This window comes from Methyloversatilis thermotolerans (assembly GCF_000372885.1).
Taxonomy (GTDB): Bacteria; Pseudomonadota; Gammaproteobacteria; order Burkholderiales; family Rhodocyclaceae; genus Methyloversatilis; species Methyloversatilis thermotolerans.
In genome coordinates, this window is the sequence record NZ_KB889967.1 from 2,377,672 (window position 1) to 2,398,887 (window position 21,216).

General features: G+C 65.2%; 24 protein-coding genes. 5 read left to right on the top strand and 19 right to left on the bottom strand.

Features of this window, described 5'->3' with window-relative positions:
- Positions 1–146 precede the first annotated feature (146 nt).
- From A3Q7_RS0110480 to A3Q7_RS0110500, 5 genes are all read right to left on the bottom strand, one after another.
- The gene (locus tag A3Q7_RS0110480; RefSeq protein WP_018411827.1) at positions 147–1,103 is read right to left on the bottom strand and encodes an ornithine cyclodeaminase family protein; all 957 of its coding nucleotides are present in this window, start codon (positions 1,101–1,103) and stop codon (positions 147–149) included.
- Between the two features lie 4 nt (positions 1,104–1,107).
- Entirely contained in the window at positions 1,108–1,848 is a 741-nt protein-coding gene (locus A3Q7_RS0110485) for a TerC family protein (RefSeq protein WP_018411828.1), read from the bottom strand.
- Positions 1,849–2,032: 184 nt separating this feature from the next.
- Positions 2,033–2,926, bottom strand: coding sequence for a succinate--CoA ligase subunit alpha (gene sucD / locus A3Q7_RS0110490; protein ID WP_018411829.1), 894 nt, complete (start codon positions 2,924–2,926; stop codon positions 2,033–2,035).
- Between the two features lie 14 nt (positions 2,927–2,940).
- Positions 2,941–4,107, bottom strand: coding sequence for an ADP-forming succinate--CoA ligase subunit beta (gene sucC, locus A3Q7_RS0110495; protein WP_018411830.1), 1,167 nt, complete (start codon positions 4,105–4,107; stop codon positions 2,941–2,943).
- A gap of 196 nt (positions 4,108–4,303) precedes the next feature.
- The gene (locus A3Q7_RS0110500; RefSeq protein ID WP_018411831.1) at positions 4,304–5,011 is read right to left on the bottom strand and encodes a fumarylacetoacetate hydrolase family protein; all 708 of its coding nucleotides are present in this window, start codon (positions 5,009–5,011) and stop codon (positions 4,304–4,306) included.
- A 184-nt stretch (positions 5,012–5,195) separates the two neighbouring features.
- On the opposite strand from A3Q7_RS0110500, the gene A3Q7_RS0110505 reads away from it, so the two are divergent.
- A complete protein-coding gene (locus A3Q7_RS0110505) occupies positions 5,196–7,430 on the top strand; it encodes a type IV pilus assembly protein FimV (protein ID WP_232417927.1) in 2,235 nt (744 codons plus the stop codon).
- A gap of 14 nt (positions 7,431–7,444) precedes the next feature.
- Here A3Q7_RS0110505 and A3Q7_RS0110510 read toward each other — a convergent pair whose 3' ends face one another.
- Positions 7,445–8,191 carry a Nif3-like dinuclear metal center hexameric protein gene (locus A3Q7_RS0110510; RefSeq protein WP_018411833.1) on the bottom strand — a complete coding sequence of 249 codons (747 nt, stop codon included), beginning with the start codon at positions 8,189–8,191 and terminating at the stop codon, positions 7,445–7,447.
- 35 nt (positions 8,192–8,226) lie between these two features.
- Here A3Q7_RS0110510 and A3Q7_RS0110515 point away from each other — a divergent pair, with 35 nt between their 5' ends.
- Positions 8,227–9,426 (top strand): Do family serine endopeptidase, encoded by a 1,200-nt coding sequence (locus tag A3Q7_RS0110515; RefSeq protein ID WP_018411834.1) that lies wholly within the window; start codon positions 8,227–8,229, stop codon positions 9,424–9,426.
- A gap of 171 nt (positions 9,427–9,597) precedes the next feature.
- Here the strand turns inward: A3Q7_RS0110515 and tatC are convergent, their stop codons facing one another.
- The 10 genes from tatC to hisB all read right to left on the bottom strand — a co-directional run bounded on the left by tatC (position 9,598) and on the right by hisB (position 15,375).
- Positions 9,598–10,344, bottom strand: coding sequence for a twin-arginine translocase subunit TatC (gene tatC / locus A3Q7_RS0110520; protein ID WP_018411835.1), 747 nt, complete (start codon positions 10,342–10,344; stop codon positions 9,598–9,600).
- Entirely contained in the window at positions 10,341–10,847 is a 507-nt protein-coding gene (tatB, locus tag A3Q7_RS0110525) for a Sec-independent protein translocase protein TatB (RefSeq protein WP_018411836.1), read from the bottom strand. Before tatB ends, tatC begins: the two co-directional genes overlap by 4 nt.
- 75 nt (positions 10,848–10,922) lie before the next feature.
- Complete coding sequence (tatA, locus tag A3Q7_RS0110530) at positions 10,923–11,147, bottom strand: Sec-independent protein translocase subunit TatA (protein ID WP_018411837.1); 225 nt, start codon at positions 11,145–11,147, stop codon at positions 10,923–10,925.
- A gap of 2 nt (positions 11,148–11,149) precedes the next feature.
- Positions 11,150–11,509: a histidine triad nucleotide-binding protein gene (locus A3Q7_RS0110535; protein ID WP_018411838.1), complete on the bottom strand. Its 360-nt coding sequence runs from the start codon at positions 11,507–11,509 to the stop codon at positions 11,150–11,152.
- A gap of 139 nt (positions 11,510–11,648) precedes the next feature.
- Entirely contained in the window at positions 11,649–11,975 is a 327-nt protein-coding gene (locus tag A3Q7_RS0110540; protein WP_018411839.1) for a phosphoribosyl-ATP diphosphatase, read from the bottom strand.
- A gap of 132 nt (positions 11,976–12,107) precedes the next feature.
- Complete coding sequence (hisI, locus tag A3Q7_RS0110545) at positions 12,108–12,497, bottom strand: phosphoribosyl-AMP cyclohydrolase (RefSeq protein WP_018411840.1); 390 nt, start codon at positions 12,495–12,497, stop codon at positions 12,108–12,110.
- A complete protein-coding gene (gene hisF, locus A3Q7_RS0110550; RefSeq protein ID WP_018411841.1) occupies positions 12,494–13,264 on the bottom strand; it encodes an imidazole glycerol phosphate synthase subunit HisF in 771 nt (256 codons plus the stop codon). Before hisF ends, hisI begins: the two co-directional genes overlap by 4 nt.
- A 48-nt stretch (positions 13,265–13,312) precedes the next feature.
- Positions 13,313–14,059 (bottom strand): 1-(5-phosphoribosyl)-5-[(5-phosphoribosylamino)methylideneamino]imidazole-4-carboxamide isomerase, encoded by a 747-nt coding sequence (gene hisA, locus A3Q7_RS0110555; protein WP_018411842.1) that lies wholly within the window; start codon positions 14,057–14,059, stop codon positions 13,313–13,315.
- A 66-nt stretch (positions 14,060–14,125) separates the two neighbouring features.
- Complete coding sequence (hisH, locus tag A3Q7_RS0110560; protein WP_018411843.1) at positions 14,126–14,761, bottom strand: imidazole glycerol phosphate synthase subunit HisH; 636 nt, start codon at positions 14,759–14,761, stop codon at positions 14,126–14,128.
- A 26-nt stretch (positions 14,762–14,787) separates the two neighbouring features.
- On the bottom strand, positions 14,788–15,375 hold the full coding sequence (gene hisB / locus A3Q7_RS0110565; RefSeq protein ID WP_018411844.1) for an imidazoleglycerol-phosphate dehydratase HisB: 588 nt from the start codon (positions 15,373–15,375) through the stop codon (positions 14,788–14,790).
- A 135-nt stretch (positions 15,376–15,510) separates the two neighbouring features.
- Here hisB and hisC point away from each other — a divergent pair, with 135 nt between their 5' ends.
- From hisC to A3Q7_RS0110580, 3 genes are all read left to right on the top strand, one after another.
- The gene (hisC, locus tag A3Q7_RS0110570; RefSeq protein ID WP_018411845.1) at positions 15,511–16,578 is read left to right on the top strand and encodes a histidinol-phosphate transaminase; all 1,068 of its coding nucleotides are present in this window, start codon (positions 15,511–15,513) and stop codon (positions 16,576–16,578) included.
- Positions 16,579–16,653: 75 nt separating this feature from the next.
- Complete coding sequence (locus A3Q7_RS0110575) at positions 16,654–17,250, top strand: hypothetical protein (RefSeq protein WP_018411846.1); 597 nt, start codon at positions 16,654–16,656, stop codon at positions 17,248–17,250.
- A 176-nt stretch (positions 17,251–17,426) separates the two neighbouring features.
- Positions 17,427–18,176, top strand: a complete 750-nt coding sequence (locus A3Q7_RS0110580) for a hypothetical protein (protein WP_018411847.1) — start codon at positions 17,427–17,429, stop codon at positions 18,174–18,176.
- A 57-nt stretch (positions 18,177–18,233) separates the two neighbouring features.
- On the opposite strand, the gene A3Q7_RS0110585 is transcribed toward A3Q7_RS0110580, so the two are convergent.
- From A3Q7_RS0110585 to hisG, 3 genes are all read right to left on the bottom strand, one after another.
- Positions 18,234–19,019, bottom strand: a complete 786-nt coding sequence (locus tag A3Q7_RS0110585; protein WP_232417930.1) for a DUF2189 domain-containing protein — start codon at positions 19,017–19,019, stop codon at positions 18,234–18,236.
- 225 nt (positions 19,020–19,244) lie between these two features.
- Positions 19,245–20,549 carry a histidinol dehydrogenase gene (gene hisD / locus A3Q7_RS0110590; RefSeq protein WP_018411849.1) on the bottom strand — a complete coding sequence of 435 codons (1,305 nt, stop codon included), beginning with the start codon at positions 20,547–20,549 and terminating at the stop codon, positions 19,245–19,247.
- A complete protein-coding gene (hisG, locus tag A3Q7_RS0110595; protein WP_018411850.1) occupies positions 20,546–21,190 on the bottom strand; it encodes an ATP phosphoribosyltransferase in 645 nt (214 codons plus the stop codon). Before hisG ends, hisD begins: the two co-directional genes overlap by 4 nt.
- Positions 21,191–21,216: the final 26 nt, after the last annotated feature.

Sequence of the window (21,216 nt, forward strand, 5' to 3'; positions counted from 1 at the left end):
TCTGCATGAAAACAGGGCTCTGTTGCATATTCTTGCAGTTCGCCATGAAGACAGTCAAACACCGAAACGCGGCAGCCGGTGGAATTTCACGTTCCCGGGTCGGAAGCGGTGGTACCCGGATCGCGGAGCGGACGCGGTGACGACGGTCAGTACGGCAGGGTGCGGCCCAGTCCGGCCTCGCGGGCGCGCACCAGCACGCGCTGCGCCAGCACCAGATCCTGGATCGCCATCCCCTGCGACTCGAACAGCGTGATGTCGGTGTCGCTGCGACGCCCCGGTCGCATGCCAAGCAGCAGTTCGCCCAGTTCGACCATGCCATGCTCGGTCAGCCGTCCTTTTTCCAGTGCCGGAAGCAGGTCGCCCGACTCGCGCAGGGCGGTGGCACGGGCGTCGACCGCGACCAGCGCGGCGCGACGTATCGTCGCTTCGTCAATTTCGCGACGGATGAGCGCATTGGAACCGGCCGCGGTGACGTGCGCCCCCTCTTTCAGCCAGCGACCGTCGAACACGGGTTCGCTTGCTGTGGTGATGGTGATGACCACGTCGGCGGCACGTACCGCCGCCTCGACGTCATCGGCCGGGCGGATCGGCCGCCCCAGACGGGCCGACTGCTCGGTACAGAAGGATTCCAGCCGGTCGCGCCTGCGCGCCACCACCTGGATGTCGCCGATTGCACGCACCGCGCACAGCGCCTCGATCTGGCTGCGCGCCTGCCAGCCGGCGCCGAATACGACAGCGCGTTGCGCATCGTCGCGCGCAAGCACCCGTGCGCCCAAGCCGCCGGCGGCCCCGGTGCGCATCATGCCCAGATAGTCGGCCTCCAGCACCGCCAGCGGGCGCCCGTTGGCGGCGTCGAACAGATGCACCCAGAAGCGGGCTGCCTCACGGCTGGTGGTGTAGCTCTTGTACCCCATGATGCCGAGCGGCAGTACCGCGCCATGCAGGATGTGCAGCGCAGAGTTCGGGGTGCGGCTGCGCGCGCGCGGCGTATCGATGGCCTCACCGGTGGCATGCCAGCGATGCGCGTCCTCGACCGCAGCCAGCGCATCGGGCAGGGTGAGCACCTGCCTGACTTCGTCCTCGGTCAGGTAGAGCGCGGCCATGAATTCACTGTATCGGGTAGTCCACCGGCTTCTGGCGCGACGCGACGATGCGTCCCACCGCCAGCACGATGAGTGCGCCGATGACACCTGCGCCGTAGCGCACCGCATCCGCCACCTCCGGCCGGGCCTCGGTGCTCGTGTCGGCGAGCGGCATATAGGGCACGACACCCGGATCGGTCACCAGCATGGTGCCCGCGATCCAGCCGAGCAGCATGGCGCCCAGCGTCACGATGAAGGGGAAGCGCGTCATCAGGCCCAGCACGATCTGGCTGCCCCAGACGATGATGGGGATGGACACCAGCAGGCCGAACACCACGAGTGGCAACTGGTGGTCGCCACCGGCACCTTCCGCTGCACCGGCAATCGCGATCACGTTGTCCACGCTCATGACCAGGTCGGCCACGATGACGGTCTTGACCGCCCCCCACAGCTTGTCGCTGGACTGGATATTGGCGTGTTCGTCCTCATCCTCGGGCATCAGCAGCTTGATGCCTATCCACAGCAGCAGCAGCGCGCCCACCACCTTGAGGAAGGGCACCTTGAGCAGCGTGAGTGCGAACATGATGAGGATGACCCGGAGCAGCACGGCGCCCGCCGTGCCCCACATGATGCCCAGCTTGCGTTGTGCGGCGGGCAGCTTGCGGCAGGCCAGCGCGATCACCACCGCGTTGTCGCCGCCGAGCAGGATGTCGATCATGATGATCTGGCCGACTGCAAGCCAGAAATCCGGGGAGGTCAGGTCCATCGGGAATGCGCTCGAAAAAATCGAAAGGGCGGATTCTACCGGCTGCGCGCTTCGTGAAGGGCAGAAACCTGAACCTGGAGCGGATCACCCGCGGCCCTGCCCCGCACGCGGGAGGTCGCCCGCTCCCTCGTGAGAAACAGGAAGCCCCGGACCGGCCGGGGCTTCCTGTGGCGAGGTCAGTCCGTCACAGCAGGCTTTTCAGCAGCTTGCCCATTTCCGAAGGATTGCGGGTCACCTTGAACCCGCACTCTTCCATGATGGCGAGCTTGGCATCGGCGGTGTCGGCACCGCCCGAAATCAGCGCACCGGCGTGGCCCATGCGCTTGCCCGGCGGAGCGGTGACGCCGGCAATGAAACCGACCACGGGTTTCTTCATGTTGGCCTTGCACCACTGCGCCGCTTCGGCTTCGTCCGGACCGCCGATCTCGCCGATCATGATCACGGCGTCGGTATCCGGATCGTCGTTGAACATGCGCATCACGTCGATGTGCTTGAGACCGTTGATCGGATCGCCGCCGATGCCGACCGCGCTCGACTGGCCGAGACCGATTTCGCTCAACTGGCCGACGGCCTCATAGGTCAGCGTGCCGGAGCGGCTGACCACGCCGATGCGGCCCTTCCTGTGGATATGACCGGGCATGATGCCGATCTTGATTTCATCCGGCGTGATCAGGCCCGGGCAGTTCGGGCCGAGCAGCAGGGTTTCCTTGCCACCGGCCGCCACCTTGGCCTTCATCTTGTTGCGCACCATCAGCATGTCGCGCACCGGAATGCCTTCAGTGATGCAGATGACCAGGTCGAGGTCGGCGTCGACCGCTTCCCAGATTGCCGCTGCGGCGCCCGGCGGCGGCACGTAGATGACCGACACGGAGGCGCCGGTGGCGGCCTTCGCGTCCGCCACCGTCGCGTGGATGGGAATGCCTTCGAAATCCTCACCCGCCTTCTTCGGGTTCACGCCGGCGACGAAACAGTTCGCGCCATTGGCGTAGTCGCGGCACATGCGGGTGTGGAACTGGCCGGTCTTGCCGGTGATGCCCTGGGTGATGACCTTGGTGTCCTTGTTGATCAGAATCGACATGTCTGGTTCTCCCCTCAGTGTCCGGCCACGGCGGCCACGATCTTCTGTGCCGCATCCGCCATGCTGTCGGCCGAAATGATGGGCAGACCGGATTCCGCCAGGATCTGCTTGCCCAGGTCTTCGTTGGTGCCCTTCATGCGCACCACCAGCGGCACCGTCAGGTGCACCTCGCGCGCCGCGGCAACCACGCCGGTCGCGATGGTGTCGCAGCGCATGATGCCGCCGAAGATGTTTACGAGGATGCCGCGCACCTTGGGATTGCGCAGCATGATCTTGAACGCTTCGGTCACCTTCTCGGTCGTGGCGCCGCCGCCCACGTCGAGGAAGTTGGCCGGCTCCGCGCCATAGAGCTTGATCACGTCCATGGTGGCCATGGCCAGACCGGCGCCATTCACCAGGCAGCCGATATTGCCATCCAGCGACACATAGCTGAGATCGAACTTCGACGCCTCGATTTCCGCCGCGTCCTCTTCATCGAGGTCGCGGAAAGCCACGATGTCCTCGTGACGATAGAGCGCGTTCGAATCGAAATTGAACTTGGCGTCCAGCGCCTTGATGTTGCCGTTGCCCTCGAGGATGAGCGGATTGATTTCCGCCAGCGAGGCATCGGTTTCCATGTAGCAGATATACAGCTTCCTGAAAGTGTCCATCGCCTGCGCCTGCGACGCTTCAGGAACGCCGATGCCGACCGCCAGCGCCTTCGCCTGGGCGTCGGTCATGCCGACCAGCGGGTCGATGAACACCTTGATGATCTTTTCCGGGGTGTTGTGGGCGACTTCCTCGATGTCCATGCCGCCTTCCGACGAGGCCATCATGACCACCTTCTGGGTGGCACGATCGGTCAGCGCGGCAACGTAGTATTCCTTGCGGATGTCGGCGCCTTCCTCGATCAGCAGGCGACGGACCTTCTGGCCTTCCGGGCCGGTCTGGTGGGTGATCAGCTGCATGCCCATGATCTGGCTGGCGAACTGCTTCACCTCGTCGAGCGACTTCGCCACCTTGACGCCGCCACCCTTGCCACGGCCACCGGCATGGATCTGCGCCTTCACGACCCACACACTGCCGCCCAGCGACTGCGCCGCCGCCACCGCCTCCTCCGCCGCGAAACACGGTACGCCACGCGGTGTCACGACACCGAAACGGCGCAATACCTCTTTCGCCTGATACTCATGAATCTTCATGCGTATTCCTCGCCTTGTTGTCTGCACGGGATGGTTGAATGCCCGCTTCGGGTTGTGGCCCTCGCGGATCTTGTCGGGCACCGCTGCGCCGGTCAGCGTGCGGTACCGACCCGATCCGGCATGAATGCAGGATCAGGTAATCCATAATTATATGCCCGGTTCGCTGCACTGCAGCGAACGCCAGGATAAGAATTGCTCAGTCCAGGGCGGGCGCGATCATCAGATCCAGCGAACCCACACCCGCTATTGCAGCCGCGACGCGATCACCAGGCAGCAAGGCGGCAACGCCCGCCGGCGTACCGGTGAACAGCAGGTCCCCCGCCTTCAACTCGACTTGCTGCGACAGGCGACTGATCAGTGCATCCACATCCAGAATCATGTCCGACAGATCGCCCGACTGGCGCAGCACGCCATTGACCGACAGCTCGATGCGCCCGCTGCGCGGATGCCCGCAGCGGGTGGCCGGCACCAGACCGGACACCGGTGCGCTGAAGTCGAAGCCTTTGGCCATGTCCCACGGATGCCCCTTGTCGCGCGCGGCCCGCTGCAGATCGCGACGGGTCAGATCCAGCCCCACACCATAGGCAAAAATGGCGTCGCGTGCCGCCGCCGCGTCCAGTGCACGGCCTCCGGAGGACAGCGCCACCACCAGTTCCACCTCGTGCTGCAGATCGGCGGTGCTGGACGGATAGGGCACGCGCGCGCCCTGCTCCGGCCCGGCAGACAGTGCCGCATCGGCCGGCTTGGAAAAGAAGAAGGGCGCCTCCGCCTGCGGGTCATGCCCCATTTCGCGCGCGTGCTCGGCGTAATTGCGGCCGACGCAATAGATGCGGCGTACCGGGAAGCACTGCGCGCTGTCACATATCCGCAGCACGGTGCGTGGCAGCTCGAAAATCGCTCGCATGGATGCGGTTCCTTACGCCATCAGGTGGATGCCAGGAATCAATTCTATACATTCGGTTCGCCGCCCCGGCGCGCTGTGCGGCAGCGGATGTGCGTTTCCGGACACTCCGCCACGAAAGTAAAGTTTCACCTGCCACGGCCGAAAACGCCTGTATCGGGGGTTGCCCCAAGCGCAGGTTCAGCCGGTGAAGGTCCAGATACAGATGTCCGACAAGGTGCAGAAACGCGCGCGGCACGGGCTGCGTCCGACCCTGCTCGCCGCCCTGCTCGCCGGGGGCCTTCATGCCTCGTCGGCGTGCGCGCTCGGATTGGGTGGCCTGACGCAGAAATCGGCGCTGGGCGAAACATTCCGGGCCGACATCGCGCTGCTCGGCGACGATCGCGATACACCGGGGAGCAACTGCTTTGCGCTCGATGTTCCGGCCGCAAGCGGCGTGGACGATCTGCCCTGGCTCTCGCAGGCACGGCTGAGTGTGCGCGGTCGAACACTCAGCATACGCAGCAGCCAGCCCATCAATGATCCGGTGCTGATGCTGGGCATACGCGTCGGCTGCGGTCACGAGATCGCGCGCGAATACACGGTCCTTCTGCAGCCCGTCATCGCCCGCCTGCCGGATGCCGAGGCGGTCGGCAGCGCCACGATGGCCGGGAAGAGACTGCCGGCGGACACACGCGGAGACGCCGCAACCACCGCCGCGCCACCGCAGGCGCGCGCAACGACGGCAGACAGCACGGCAGGAAAGGTTCCGGGCGACACGCCGCGCAGTCAACGCCGCACAAAGAGGGCTGCGGCCGATGCGAACCGCCTGCGCGACCGGCTGTTCGTTGCGCCCGGAGCGGATGGCGGCGGGCTTCAGATGTCGGCCGGTCTGTCATCGCGCCCGACCGCGAGCGAGGCCGAACGAGAAGCGTTGCGCACGGAACAGAAGCTGCTGGCGGCGCTCGACGAGCAGATCGCCACCCATCTGGCCATTTCGGAGAAGGTCCGCCAGCTTGAGGCGAGGCTGCAGGCGTTGCAGCAGCAACTGGGCCAGACCGACCAGGCGCTGGACAGAGCGGGTGCTCCGTCTCCTGCCGGGCAAGCGCCCTCGGTTCCGCCGGTCGCCGCAGTGGAGACAATGGCCACGCCGCTGGCTGACGGCGGGACCGAAGCGCCGGCGCCGATCACGGTCGCCGAAGAAGATGGAGGGGAGGTGGCACCGGCTCCGCCACCTGGTCTGACCAACGAGCCGGTTCGCGTAGTCACCAAATTGCCGCCGGATGGCGCGCCGGCCGCAAGCACCGAACCCGGTCCGGCGGGGATCGGCCTGGACTGGCCGGTGCTCGCTCTCGGCCTTGGCGCCGCATCGGCGATACTTGGTGGCGGATGGTTGCTGCGCCGCCGGAGCCGGTCCATCGCCGAGGCGCGCGCTCGCCGACAGCTCGAACTGGATGCGCGGCTTGCCGCAGCAAAACAGGAGTCGCGTCGCGAGCAGCGTGCCGCCGACGTAGAGTATGCGCAGCACGGCGAGGACGCCACGCCGTCCCGCCCGGTGCCGGCCCGTGAACTGCCGGCCGCCAATGCAGCCGCAGCCACCTCGCCCACCGTCGAATCGGTCGAACACTTTCCGGGAGAGGCGCCGGACGAACACATCGAGCATCTGCACTTCCTGCCCCCGGCTGCGGTCGACGGTACGACGACGGCCGACTCGGTCAGGGAGGTCCCGGCCCGGCTGGATTTCGAACTCGGCGATGCGGACATGCCTGACAGCGGCGAGAACGCGACCACCCGGCTTGATCTCGAATTCGACTCCTTCGTCGGCAGCGCAAATGCGCTGGACGACGGAATCCGCACACAGATCGACGAGCGCGCACTGCGCCTGGTGAGCAGCGACCCGCTGCCGACCAGCGGACTGCAATTCGAGCAGGGCGCGCGTTCGGCCAACGAGGAAACGCCTCCGTCGCACGAACACGTGCTCGAACTGGCCGAAATCATGATGTCATTCGGCCGCGCCGAGGGTGCGGCACAGACGCTGTCCGAATTCCTTCGCGACTACCCGAAGGAATCCATCATTCCGTGGCTCAAGCTGCTCGATCTGTATCACCGGAACGGACAGCGAGGGGAATACAACGACCTGGCACCCAAGCTGAACCGGGCATTCAACGTGAAGGTGCCGGACTGGGACGATTTCAAGGGTCCGATCACGACCGAAACGGTGGAACAGTTCCCGCACATCATGGCACGCATTGCGGCCGACTGGCCCAACCAGGCCTGTCTCGACTACATGACCGAGCTGTTGCGCGACAACCGCGACGGCGCGCGCGTCGGTTTCCCGCTCGGTGTGATCGACGACATCCTGCTGCTGAAGAGCGTGCTCGAGTGGCTGATCGCGAACCCGTCGGTGACCGCCACCCACACCTCGCGCCTGGCGCTGCTCTGACTGCGGCAGCCGGTTCAGGCCGGATTGTCGATATCGACGAAGTCGACCTGCACGCCGCACGTACCGGCAAGGTGTTCACCCAGAGCGCGGATGCCGTAGCGCTCGGTCGCATGATGGCCGGCGGCGAGGTAAGCCACACCCGATTCGCGCGCCAGATGCGTGGTCTGTTCCGATATCTCGCCGGACAGGTACAGATCCACCCCGAGATCGATGGCCTGTTCGAACATGCCCTGCGCCCCGCCGGTACACCAGGCGACCCGTCGCACTGGCCGCCCGTCGCCACCCACGCACAGCACGCCGCGGCCCAGAATGCGTCCGAAGCGGGCCGCCAGTTCGTCCGCCGAGGCGGCTTGCGCCGGTTCGCCATGCCACAGCAGCCCCTGGTCGCCCGCCGTACCGCGCGGCTGCAGGCCGAGCACGCGGGCGAGCTGGGCGTTGTTGCCCAGTTCCGGATGAGCATCGAGCGGCAGGTGGTAGGCAATCAGATTGATATCGTGCGCGAGCACCCGGGCGATGCGCGCCCGTCGCATGCCCGTGACGCGACCGTCCTCACCGCGCCAGAACCAGCCGTGATGGACCAGCAGCGTATCCGCGCCGTGGGCAATCGCGGCATCGATCAGGGCCAGGCTGGCGGTCACCCCGCACACCACTCGCGACACCTCGGCGCGACCTTCCACTTGCAGGCCGTTTGGGCAATAATCCTTGAAGCGCGCGGCTTCCAGCAGATCGTCGAGGTAGCGCAGCAATTGAATCCTGTCCATCCCGTCCATCGTCCCCCTGTATCCGACTCCGAATTATGCAGCGTCTGTGGCTGGTCTTTGCTCAATCGGTCACCGTCGCACTGGCCGTCCTGTTCGTCGTGTCCACATTGAAGCCCGAATGGCTCCCTGGCCGGGAAACCGGTGAGGCGGTCAGTCAGGCGCTTCCCTCGGTCGGCCAATGGATGCAGTCATCGCCTTCGGTGACGACGCGGGTCGAGGAAGCCCGCGTCGTGAGCTACTCAGACGCGGCCCAGAAGGCACTGCCCGCCGTGGTGCACATCTTCACCACGAAGGCGGTGCGCACGCCACAGCATCCGCTGATGAACGACCCCATCTTCCGCCACTTCTTCGGCGATCGCCTGGGCAGCCAGCCGCAACGCCAGATGGGCCTCGGATCCGGTGTCATCGTGAGCGAGGATGGCGTGGTGCTCACCAACAACCATGTGGTCGAGGCTGCGGACGAGATAGAAGTGTCGCTCTACGACGGCGGCAAGTATTCGGCGACCCTGATAGGCAGTGATCCCGAATCCGATCTCGCGGTGCTGCGCGTGAAAGCACCGAGCAAGCTGCCGGCCGCCAGTTTCGCCGACAGCGACTCGCTGCGCATCGGCGATGTCGTGCTCGCCATCGGCAATCCCTTCGATGTCGGCCAGACCGTCACCATGGGCATCGTGTCCGCGCTCGGTCGTTCGCAGCTGGGCATCAATACCTTCGAGAACTTCATCCAGACCGACGCGGCGATCAATCCGGGCAATTCGGGCGGTGCGCTGATCGACGCCAATGGCAATCTGGTGGGCATCAATACCGCCATCTATTCACGCAGCGGCGGCTCGCTCGGTATCGGATTCGCGATTCCGGTCAGCACCGCGCGCAGCGTCATGGAACAGATCGTGGCCAATGGCTCGGTCACGCGCGGCTGGATAGGCGTCGAAGTGCAGGAACTGACGCCCGAACTGGCGGACAGCTTCAAGTACCCGATGACCGGCGGCGCGCTGATCGCCGGCGTCATGCGCGGCAGCCCGGCAGACCGGGGCGGCGTGCGCCCGGGCGACGTACTGCTCGAGGTGAATGGCGCCCGGGTGAAGGACGCCTCCGGCATGCTGCAGCTCATCGCCGCACTGGTTCCGGGCCAGCAGGCCACGCTGAAGGTCTATCGCAGCGGCGGCGAACGCTCGATCACGGTCGGTGTCGGCAAGCGTCCGGTGAACGGACAGGCGTCGGCCAGTCAGGAATAGCGCCGAGGAACAGCGCCGTCGCGTGATTGCAAATCCCGGCGCAGGTTCGCTCGTTCGCGCTGCCCTGGCTCGGTTCCCGCCAGCGCGCGTGCGCGGCTTCCGCTCTGGCTGCTGCCCCCAACCCATTGCGCACGAAGCGTGTCCGGGGAAGAACGCGGCAACGCGCCAGCCTCAGCCTGCGGCGTCCGTGGCTTCGCTGCGGCTGGAGGTGCCGGTAAAACGGGCCAGTATGATCCCGAGCTCGTACAGCAGACAGAGCGGGATCGCCAGCATGAGCTGCGACACGACGTCCGGCGGCGTCACCACGGCAGCCACGACGAAGGCGCCGACGATGACATACGGCCGCGCTTCCTTGAGCTTTTCGATGCTCACCAGTCCGAAGCGCACCAGCACGATCACCACCACCGGCACTTCGAAGGTCACGCCGAAGGCGGCGAACATGGTCAGCACAAAGCTGAGGTACTGCTCGATGTCCGGCGCCGGCGTGATGCTTTTCGGGGCGAATTCGGCGATGAAGTGGAACACCACGCCGAACACGAAGAAATAGCAGAAGGCCATGCCGGCGATGAACAGCGCCGTGCCGGCAACAATGAGCGGCAGACCGAAGCGTTTTTCATGCGCGTACAGGCCGGGTGCGACGAAGGCCCAGGCCTGGTAGAGCACCACAGGCAGTGCGACCAGGAAGGCCACCATCATGGTCACCTTGACCGGCACGAAGAACGGCGTCACCACTCCCGTGGCAATCATCTTCGTCCCTTCCGGCAACGCGATCATCAAGGGACGTGCCAGCAGGTCGTAGATGTCCGCCGCCCACGGCATGAGGCAAATGAACACAATGACCACCGCCGCCACTGCACGCAGCAGACGGTCACGCAGTTCGACGAGATGGGAAATGAAGCTTTCGGACTGCTCGTTCATGCTTTGTCGACCGTCTTTTCGGACGTCGGAAGAGGCAGCGGATCCGCGGGCGGAATATCGAGCGACAGTTGGGCCGCAGGCGCGGTCGGGGTCGGGGTCGGCTGCGCATCGGCGTCGGCCACCGGCGCCATCGGTTCAGAGGGGACGTCGGCGCCGGTGCTGTCGACGCCCGCCTTCTCGATGGCGGCGTATTTCTCCTGCTCGGCCAGAGCCGCCTTCATCTGGTCGCTCAGCCCTTCGACTTCCTTGCTGACCGACTCGCCGGCATCCTGTGCCTGACGTTCCACCTCCCTCACCTGCTGCTCGACCTGCGCCTGCAGCTTGCGCAGTTCGTCGAGCTGCATTTCGCGCGAGATATCGGACTTCACGTCGTTCACGTAACGCTGCAGGCGGCCGAGCAGATGCCCGGCTGTGCGTGCGACACGCGGCAGGCGCTCGGGACCGAGCACCAGCAGCGCCACGATGCCGATCACGAAAAATTCGGAAAAACCGATGTCGAACATGGGAGGCGGGAGATGGTCACGCGCGCCCGGTCAGGCCGACCGCGTGTGCAGTTTGGACGGCAGACGCCGCGGTGATCAGGACTTGACCTTCTCTTCGGCTTTCACGTCTATCGTGTGGCCGACCTGCTGAGAAGGTTGCTCGGCCGACGGCGTACCCGCCTCGGCGCCCTTCATGCCGTCCTTGAAGCCCTTGACCGCGCCACCGAGATCGGAACCGATGTTGCGCAGCTTCTTGGTGCCGAATACCAGAAGCACGATGACGAGCACGATGATCCAGTGCCAGATGCTGAAAGAACCCATGATTACCTCTCGGAAACGATCATGGGCGGCAGGGGGTGTTCGCCGCCCAGAACATGCATGTGAAGATGATACACCTCCTGCCGGCCCACCCTTCCGCAGTTGATGATGGTGCGGAAGCCGTCGCCAAGCCCGGCAGCCCGCGCCAGTTCGCCGGCCTTCGCGAGCATTCGCCCCAGCACCGCCTCGTGATTTCCGTCGGCGTCGTACAGCGTCGCGACATGCGCCTTCGGAATGATGAGGAAGTGCACCGGGGCCTGCGGGTTGATGTCGTGGAAGGCGTAGATCAGATCGTCTTCATACAGCTTGCGCGACGGGATCTTGCCTTCGACGATCTTGCAGAAGATGCAGTTGGGGTCGTGCATGGTGTCAGTCTGTCCTCGGGGTCGGAAGTTTCAAATACGTGTATTACCGTATTGCGAGCGTCAGCGGCCGTCCGTCGCCTCAGCACCTGTCATCGCCACGCACGGCAGGCGCAAACGGGCGCGTCGCCCCGGGGCGGAATCAACCCGGCGCGCGCGAACGCTTCTCGTCGATGCCGGAAATACCCTCGCGACGCCGGAATTCGTGCAGCACGTCATCCACGGTAAGACCATGATGCGCCAGAAGCACCAGGCTGTGGAACCACAGGTCGGTCACCTCACGCACCACATGGCCCAGATCGCCGTCCTTGGACGCCATGATGGTTTCCGCCGCCTCTTCCGCCACCTTCTTGCAGATGGCGTCGGTGCCCTTGTGGAACAGCGAGGACACGTAGGACGACGCCGGATCCGCCCCCTTGCGCTCGGCTATGGTCTGGGCGACGCGATGCAGCACTTCGATATCGATCATCCTGAAAACCTCGGTTGATTCCCTGTTACGGAGGCGACGCGACGGCCCCGTTGCATGCAGCCCGGCGCCTGCCGTTCCCGCGGCCAGCGGCTTCGCCGCCGTGCGCACGATGCCGTTCCGGCGAGCCGGCGCTCATTTGTAGATATCGTGCGGATTCTTGATGACAGGTTCGACCTCATCCCAGCGGTCATCGACGAGGGAGTGGAAGAAACAACTGTGCCGCCCGGTGTGGCAGGCGATACCGCCGGTCTGTTCGACCTTCAGCAGCAACACATCGCGGTCGCAATCGAGCCGGATGTCCAGCACCTTCTGCGTGTGACCGGATTCCTCGCCCTTGTGCCAGAGCTTGCCGCGCGAGCGCGACCAGTAGACGCCCTCGCGCAGTTCCACCGTGCGTGCGAGCGCCTCACGGTTCATCCACGCGAACATGAGCACGTCACCGCTGCCCGCTTCCTGCACGATGACCGGCAACAGGCCGTTGTCGTCCCAGGCGATATCCTTCATCCAGTCCGGAGCGATCACAGTCTCACCTCGATGCCGCGTTCGCGCATGCGTTCCTTGGCTTCACGCACGGTATGTTCGCCGAAATGGAAGATGCTGGCCGCGAGCACTGCATCGGCACCGCCGTCCAGCACGCCGTCGACCAGATGGTCCAGATTGCCTACGCCGCCGGACGCGATGACCGGAATGCGTACCGCGTCGCTCACCGCGCGGGTGAGCGCCAGATCGAAACCATTCTTCGTGCCATCGCGGTCCATGCTGGTCAGCAGGATTTCTCCCGCGCCGAGCGCCTCGACCCGCCGCGCCCAGTCGACCGCGTCCAGGCCGGTCGGATTGCGCCCCCCGTGCGTGAACACTTCCCAGCGCGGCCGGCCGTCGCGGTCGTCGACACGCTTGGCGTCGATCGCCACCACGATGCACTGCGAGCCCACCTTGCCCGAGGCACGCGCAACCAGATCGGGGTCCTTGATCGCCGCAGTATTCATGCTCACCTTGTCGGCACCGGCATTGAGCAGGCGGCGGACATCGTCCACCGCACGTACGCCGCCGCCCACCGTCAGAGGGATGAACACCTGTTCGGCGACCTGTTCGACCACATGCAGGATGATGTCACGCGCGTCGGAACTGGCGGTGATGTCGAGAAACGTCAGTTCGTCGGCGCCCTGTTCGTCGTAACGGCGGGCGATCTCGACCGGATCGCCTGCGTCCTTGAGCGACACGAAATTCACGCCCTTGACCACACGGCCGGCGTTGACGTCGAGACAGGGAATGATGCGCTTGGCCAGCATAGGGGTTCCGCGCCTGGCGCGTGCAATGAAATGGGGGGCGGCGGCAGCTCAGCCTTCGCCGTTCAGGCGATCGGCTTCGGTCTGTGCCGCGGTGAAGTCCAGCGTGCCTTCATAGATCGCGCGACCGGTGATGGCGCCCATGACGCCCTCGTCCTCGACCGCACAGAGCGCACGGATATCGTCCAGATTGGTCACGCCCCCCGATGCGATGACCGGAATGCGCAGTGCCTGGGCGAGCTTGACGGTCGCTTCGATATTCACGCCATTCAACATGCCATCGCGCCCGATATCGGTATAGACGATGGCTTCCACGCCCTGGTCCTCGAACTTCTTCGCCAGGTCGATCACGTCATGGCCGGTCATCTTGGACCAGCCATCCACCGCCACCTTTCCTTCCTTGGCATCGAGACCGACGATGATATGGCCGGGAAACGCCCCGCAGGCATCGTGGACGAAACCGGGGCTCTTGACCGCCGCGGTGCCGATGATGACGTAGCTGATGCCGTCGTCGAGATAGCGCTCTATCGTATCCAGGTCGCGGATACCGCCGCCGAGCTGTATCGGGATTTCGTCACCCAGTTCGCGCACGATGGCCTTGATGGCCGATTCGTTCTTCGGCTTGCCGGCGATCGCACCATTCAGATCCACCAGGTGAAGCCGTCGCGCCCCGGCGTTCAGCCAGTGCCTGGCCATGGCAGCAGGATCCTCGGAAAACACGGTGGCGTCTTCCATGTCGCCCTGCTTGAGGCGTACGCAGTGACCGTCCTTGAGGTCGATGGCAGGGATGAGCAGCATGGCGCTAAAGTCAGGTCAGGAAAGGAAAAGGATCGATGCCGGAGGGCGGGCTCGCGCTCCGGCGCGTCAGGGCGTCCAGCCAATGAAGTTGGACAGGAGTCGCAGACCGGCCTGCGCACTCTTTTCCGGGTGAAATTGCACCGCAAAAATATTATCGCGGGCTATCGCGGCGGTAAAGGGTGCGCCATAGACGGTAAGTCCGGCCACAATGCCCGGTTCGGCAGGCTCCACGTAATAGCTGTGCACGAAATAGAAGCGCTCGTCGTCGCAAATTCCGCCCCACATGGGGTGCGGCGCAAGCTGCTGCACCCCGTTCCATCCCATGTGCGGCACTTTCAGTCGTGCGCCGGTCACCGCATCGTGCGGATCGTCGAAGCGCTTCACCGTGCCCCGGAGAATGGACAATCCCGGTACATCGCCTTCCTCACTGTGCTCGAACAGCATCTGCAGGCCGATGCAGATGCCGAGAAAAGGTTTGTTCGCTGCCGCTTCGATCACCCCTTCGCGCAAGCCGCGCGCATCCAGTTCGCGCATGCAGTCCGGCATGGCACCCTGTCCGGGAAACACGACGCGGGTGGCGGCAGTCACGACCGCGGGATCGCTGGTCACGACGACTTCGGCATCGGGCGCGACATGCTCGATCGCCTTCGCGACCGATCGCAGATTGCCCATGCCATAGTCGATGATGGCAACTCGGTTCATGAAAGGCAGAAATTACAGGTGCGTGATCAGAGCGTACCCTTGGTCGAGGGCATCTGGTCGGCGGCGCGCTCGTCGCGTTCGCTGGCCGCGCGCAAGGCGCGGGCAAAAGCCTTGAACACGGTTTCGCACTGGTGATGGGCGTTGATGCCGCGCAGGTTGTCGATATGCAGGGTCACCAGGGCGTGATTGACGAAACCCTGGAAGAACTCGCGCGTGAGGTCGACGTCGAAATCGCCGATGCGCGCACGGGTGAAATCGACGTTGAATTCCAGCCCGGGGCGCCCGGACAGATCCACCACGACGCGTGAAAGCGCTTCATCGAGCGGCACATAGGCGTGGCCGTAACGGCGCAGCCCCTTCTTGTCGCCGATCGCCTTCGCAAAAGCCTGGCCCAGCGAGATGCCCACGTCTTCCACCGTGTGATGGGCATCGATATGCAGGTCGCCGCTGGCCTGGATGTCCAGATCGATCAGGCCGTGACGAACGATCTGATCGAGCATGTGATCGAAGAAGGGCACGCCGGTATCGAGCTTGCCCTGCCCGCTTCCATCCAGGTTGATGCGCACCGTGATCTGGGTTTCCAGGGTGTTGCGCGTGATTTCGGCTTGCCGCATGAAAAGTTCGCTTCGTTGCCGCCCCGGCCGACGGCCGGAGCATGGTCAGGCGGATGATAACATCGAGTTGTGGCGCGCCACTCCGAGCAGGTCTGGGCGCAACATCCTGTTTACAACACCTGTCGCACGGTTCTCATGAGCATTTTCTGGAGTCCTGTCGTCCACGCCCTGTCGCCGTACACACCGGGCGAGCAGCCAAAACTGGACGGGCTGATCAAGCTGAACACCAACGAGAACCCCTATCCGCCCAGCCCGCACGCGGTTGCGGCCATCCAGGCCGAACTGGGCGAAGACGGCGATCGGCTCAAGCTCTATCCGGAGCCGACCGGCCTCATGCTGCGCGAGGCACTGGCAGATCACTTCGGGATAGACAGTACGAACGTGTTCGTCGGCAACAGTTCGGACGAGGTGCTCGCCCACACCTTCATCGGCCTGCTCAAGCATGACAGGCCGCTGCTGTTTCCGGACATCACTTACAGCTTCTACCCGGTCTATTGCGGTCTTTATGGCATCGATTACCGCCAGATCGCCCTGGACGAGCGCTTCGCGATCCGCGTCGATGACTACATCGAAGCTCGCCCGGGCGCGGTCATCTTTCCCAATCCGAACGCGCCGACCGGCCGTCTGCTGCCGCTGACCGACATTTCGCGCCTGGCGTCCGCATTGCCGGACAGCCCGGTCGTGATCGACGAAGCCTATATCGATTTCGGCGGCGAATCCGCGGTCGCGCTGATCGCCGAACACGCGAACCTGCTGGTCACGCAGACGCTGTCCAAATCCCGTTCGCTGGCCGGCCTGCGCGTCGGCTTCGCGATCGGCCAGCCGCATTTGATCGATGCGCTGACGCGGGTCAAGGACAGCTTCAACTCCTACCCGCTCGACCGGCTGGCTCTGGTCGGAGCCACGGCGGCGGTGCGCGATCGCGAGTGGTTCGACCAGACACGGCGGCGCGTCGCCGCCAGCCGTGATCGCCTGAGCGAGGAACTGGAATCGCTCGGCTTCGAAGTCCTGCCATCCGCCGCGAACTTCCTTTTCGTGCGCCATCCGCAACACGATGCGGCACAACTGGCGGCCGCATTGCGCGAGCAGCGCATCCTGGTGCGCCACTTCAAGGCGGCGCGCATAGACCAGTTCCTGCGCATCACGGTCGGGACCACGGCCCAGTGCAACGCGCTGGTCGACGCCTTGCAGTCCCTCGTCTGACGCGCACGCACCCGTCGCTGGAGCGCTTCTTGCTCCGCGGACCGGGCCTTTCACACCGACACTTCCGGAACCGTCATGACACGCATGCACCGCCTTCTGGCCTGTTCGATCGCAACGCTGCTCGCGGCAGGCTGCTCCAGCATTTCCTTCAAGCAGGGCGCCGGGGGTGCCGACTACAGGCGCGATGAACGCGCCTGCCTGGGCACCACGACGGAGCGCACCGCCTTCCTGCAGTGCATGGAAGCCAAGGGCTGGTGGACACGATCCACCGAAGAACTGGCCACGATCACGCTGGTGCCGGTCGACGAGACCGAGCAGGCCGGGGAGGACGCCATGAGCCCCGCCGAAGCGGATGCAGCCGCGTCGCACGCGACGCCCGCTCCGGCCGGTGTTTCCGCCCCGGCCGCCGCGCCCCCGCCCCCCGCGTCGGCGGGTGCGAGTGCGCGAACCGCACCGTCCACGACGGCTGCAGCGCGCGATCCGATGGCCCGGGTGCGCATCGCGATGTGGTCCAGGATGGGTGCCGGCACGGCGGAACTGATCGCCGACCAGAAGCGCTGCCTGGACACGCTGGGTGAAGCTCATGCGCCGGACACCACGGCCGGTACGGTCACGCGCGGACTGTATGAATGCATGCGCAAGCAGGGCTGGACCGGTCTGACCTTACGCTGACTTGCATTTGACATATTCAATCCCGATGTCATAGATTGGCAGCGGGCGGTCACGCACGCGCACAACACTCACAACGCATCGATGACCACGGCCACGGCCGCGGACGATCTGCGGAGACACACCCGCCCAGCCCCTTCCGTCCGGGAGGGGAAACCTATCGCATTCAGGGAGGTGTCATGTCTTCAAGGAAACTGCTGTGCCTGGCGTCGCTGAGCCTGTCCATCCACGCGGCTTTTGCCGCGCCGTCGGCAGGCGATATCGCCTTCACCGCCTACAACACGGACGAGGATGGCTGGTCCATCGTCGTGCTGTCGGACCTGGCGGCGGACAGCACGCTTTACTTCACCGACAGCAACTGGGACGGCGCGACCTTCACCAGCGCCGAAGGTGTGCATCGCTGGAACTCCGGCGCCAGCGTCATCGCTGCCGGCACCGTGGTGCGCTTCAGCGCCATCGATCAGGCCGCGCGTGCGGTTTCCATCGGCAGCCTGAGCAGCAGCGGCAATGCGGCATTGAGCAGCAGCGGCGACACCCTGCTCGCCTTCGTCGGGGCAAGCGCCGCTTCGCCGGACGCGTTCCTTGCCGGGGTGTCTTCGGAATCCGCGGCCAATGCGGCAGCAGCGCTCGCGGCGGCCGGTCTGGGGGCAGGCGCGCAAGCGCTGGCGCTGCCCTCAGGCACCGACTACGCGTTCTATTCAGGGCCACGCAGCGGTCTGCCCTCGATGACGGACTATCTTGGTCTGCTGGGTGACAAGACGAACTGGACCGTCTACACCGACGGTAACCACGCCGACGCGGTACCCGACACAAGCGCATTTTCGGTATCGGCGGTTCCCGAAGTCGATCGATCCTCCTTGCTGCTGGCCGGTCTCGGCGTGATCGCCGCAGCCGCTCTGCGGCTGACGCGCAGCGAAAGTCCGCACTGACGCCGGTCGCGGCCATGCGCGGAAAATCCGCCCATGGCCGCCCCCGACGCGCGGCCTTCAGCGTCCGGGCAGTGGCACGACCAGGGCCTTGTAGGCGTGCCAGGTGGCATGTCCTATCAGCGGCATCAGCACGATGAGGCCGAGGAAAAAGGTCATGAATCCGATCAGGGTGGCACTCACGATGAGCACCGCCCAGACCAGCATGGGGCCCGGATTGCGTCCCAGCGCGACAAGACTGGCGAGCATGGCGGTAACCGCGTCCTGTCTGCGATCCAGCATCAGCGGAATCGCCACCACGCTGGCGCCGAACACCAGCGATGCGAACACGAAACCCACCACCGCGTAGGCCATCAGGAACTCGAGGTTCTGCATCGACACCACCTGTTCCAGGAAACGGTTGAGAGTCGGCATTTCAGCGGTATAGAACAGCGCGAATATGACCAGCGACGCGCGTGCCCAGATCAGGAACACGATGATGAGGATGACCGCGAACACGCCGATGGCGCCGGCGTTCTGGTGTCCGGCGGTCAGCGAGTGCGCAAGCATCGGTTCCTCACCGCTCTCGCGCTGGCGCGACAGATCGTACAGACCGAGCGCGAAGAACGGCCCCACCAGCAGGAATCCGCACACCAGCGCCGATGTGAGCTGGTAGGCATGGCTGAACACCGTCATCAGCAGCCAGCCCATGGCAGCAAAACAGAAGCCGTAGAACAGACTGGCGCCCCGTATCGCGAGCAGATCGCGCGCGCCGCGCGCAAGCCAGTCGAATGGATCGGACAACTCGACTTCCCGGATTTCAGGGAAGGGCAGATCGATTGCATCGCCGGCAGCTTGTGGCTGCACGGATGTTTCCGACTGTTCCATACCAGCACCTCCATTGGCACCGGTCACCCCGCCGCCCGACGGGGCAGACCCGGGGAACTTGACCTGCGTCAAGTTCCCCGTGCGCGGAATTTACGCCCGGATTCAGGGAGATGGAAGAGGCCGCCGACAAAGGGTGGCCGGTGCGACACACCGATCCACGACAGCCTCGGCGCACGCCCGCCCTGTCAGCAGGGCGGCAGAAGGTCAGCGCAGCCGCATTTCCGCGGAGCGGGCGTGTGCCTGCAGGCCCTCGCCGTGAGCAAGCACCGATGCGATGCGCCCCAGCGTCTGGGCGCCCTCCGGTGAAATGTCCAGGATGGACGTACGCTTCTGGAAATCGTATACGCCGAGCGGGCTGGAGAAGCGTGCACTGCGCATGGTCGGCAGCACATGATTGGGGCCGGCACAGTAGTCGCCCAGCGCCTCGACCGAATAATGGCCGAGGAACATCGCGCCGGCATGCCGGATGCGATCAACCAGTGCGCGCGGGTCGGCGGTACAGATTTCCAGGTGCTCGGGGGCGATGCGGTTGGCGATATCACACGCTTCGCCGAGATCGCGCACCTTGACCAGCGCGCCGCGCTTGGCCAGCGACGTGGCGATCGTGTCGCGGCGCGGCATGCCGGCGAGCAGCGCATCGATGGATGCGTGTACGCGGTCGATGAAGGCGGCGTCGGTGCACAGCAGGATGGACTGCGCGAGCTCGTCGTGTTCCGCCTGGGCGAACAGGTCCATGGCCACCCAGTCCGGGTCGCCGTGTCCGTCGGAAATCACCAGCACCTCGGACGGTCCGGCCACCATGTCTATGCCCACGGTGCCGAACACACGACGCTTGGCGCTGGCGACATAGGCATTGCCCGGGCCGACGATCTTGTCGACCTGCGGAATGGTCCGCGTGCCGAAGGCGAGCGCAGCCACCGCCTGCGCCCCGCCTATCGTGAACACCCGGTCCACGCCGGTGATGGCCGCCGCCGCGAGCACCAGCGGATTGCGTTCCCCCCCCGGCGTCGGCACCACCATGATCAGTTCCTTCACCCCGGCCACCTTTGCGGGCACCGCGTTCATCAGCACCGAGCTGGGATAGGATGCGCGCCCGCCCGGCACGTAGAGCCCGACGCGATCCAGCGGCGTCACCTTCTGCCCCAGCCGGGTGCCATCGGCCTCGGTGTACTCCCACGATTCCTGCTTCTGGCGCTCGTGATAGATGCGCACCCGCTCGGCGGCCTGCGTGAGCGCATCGCGCTGCGCGGCGGACAGGCTCGCGAGCGCGTCGTCGAGCACCTGGCGCGGCAGCTCCAGGGCCGCCATCGACGCCACGTCCAGGCGGTCGAAACGGCGGGTGAATTCGATCACCGCTTCGTCGCCACGCGTCCGTACCTCACGCAGGATGTCCGCAACCGCGGCTTCGATCGCGTCGTCGGTCGAGCTTTCGAAGGCGAGCAGCGCATCCAGCCGCGCCAGAAAATCGGCCTGAGTGGTGTCCAGCCTGCTGATGGGGGTGTTGCTCATGTACGTACGGCTCCTTCGATCGCCTCGAGTATCGGCGTGAGCAGGGCGTGCTTCACCTTCAGTGCCGCCTGATTGATGACCAGACGCGAACTGATGTCCATGATGTGTTCGACCTCGACCAGATTGTTCGCGCGCAGCGTGCCACCGCTGCTCACCAGATCGACGATGGCGTCTGCCAGACCGACCAGCGGCGCCAGTTCCATCGATCCGTAGAGCTTGATCAGGTCGACGTGGACGCCCTTGGCCGCGAAATGTTCGCGTGCGGTGTGCAGGTATTTGGTCGCCACCTTGAGCCGGGCGCCACGGCGCACCGCCTGTTCGTAGTCAAAACCGGCCGGCACGGCGACGCTCATGCGGCAGCGCGCGATATTGAGATCGATGGGCTGATACAGGCCCGCGCCTCCATGCTCGATCAGCACGTCCTTGCCGGCGATGCCCAGATCCGCTGCGCCGTATTGCACATAGGTCGGGGTGTCGGAGGCGCGCACGATGACCAGACGGACATCGGGCCGGTTGGTAGCGATGATGAGCTTGCGCGACGATTCCGGATCGTCGGAGGGCACGATGCCGGCCGCTGCCAGCAGCGGCAGCGTTTCCTCGAAGATGCGCCCTTTGGAAAGCGCCAGTGTGATGCCTTGCACGGATAGGCCTCGTGTGATGCGTGCCG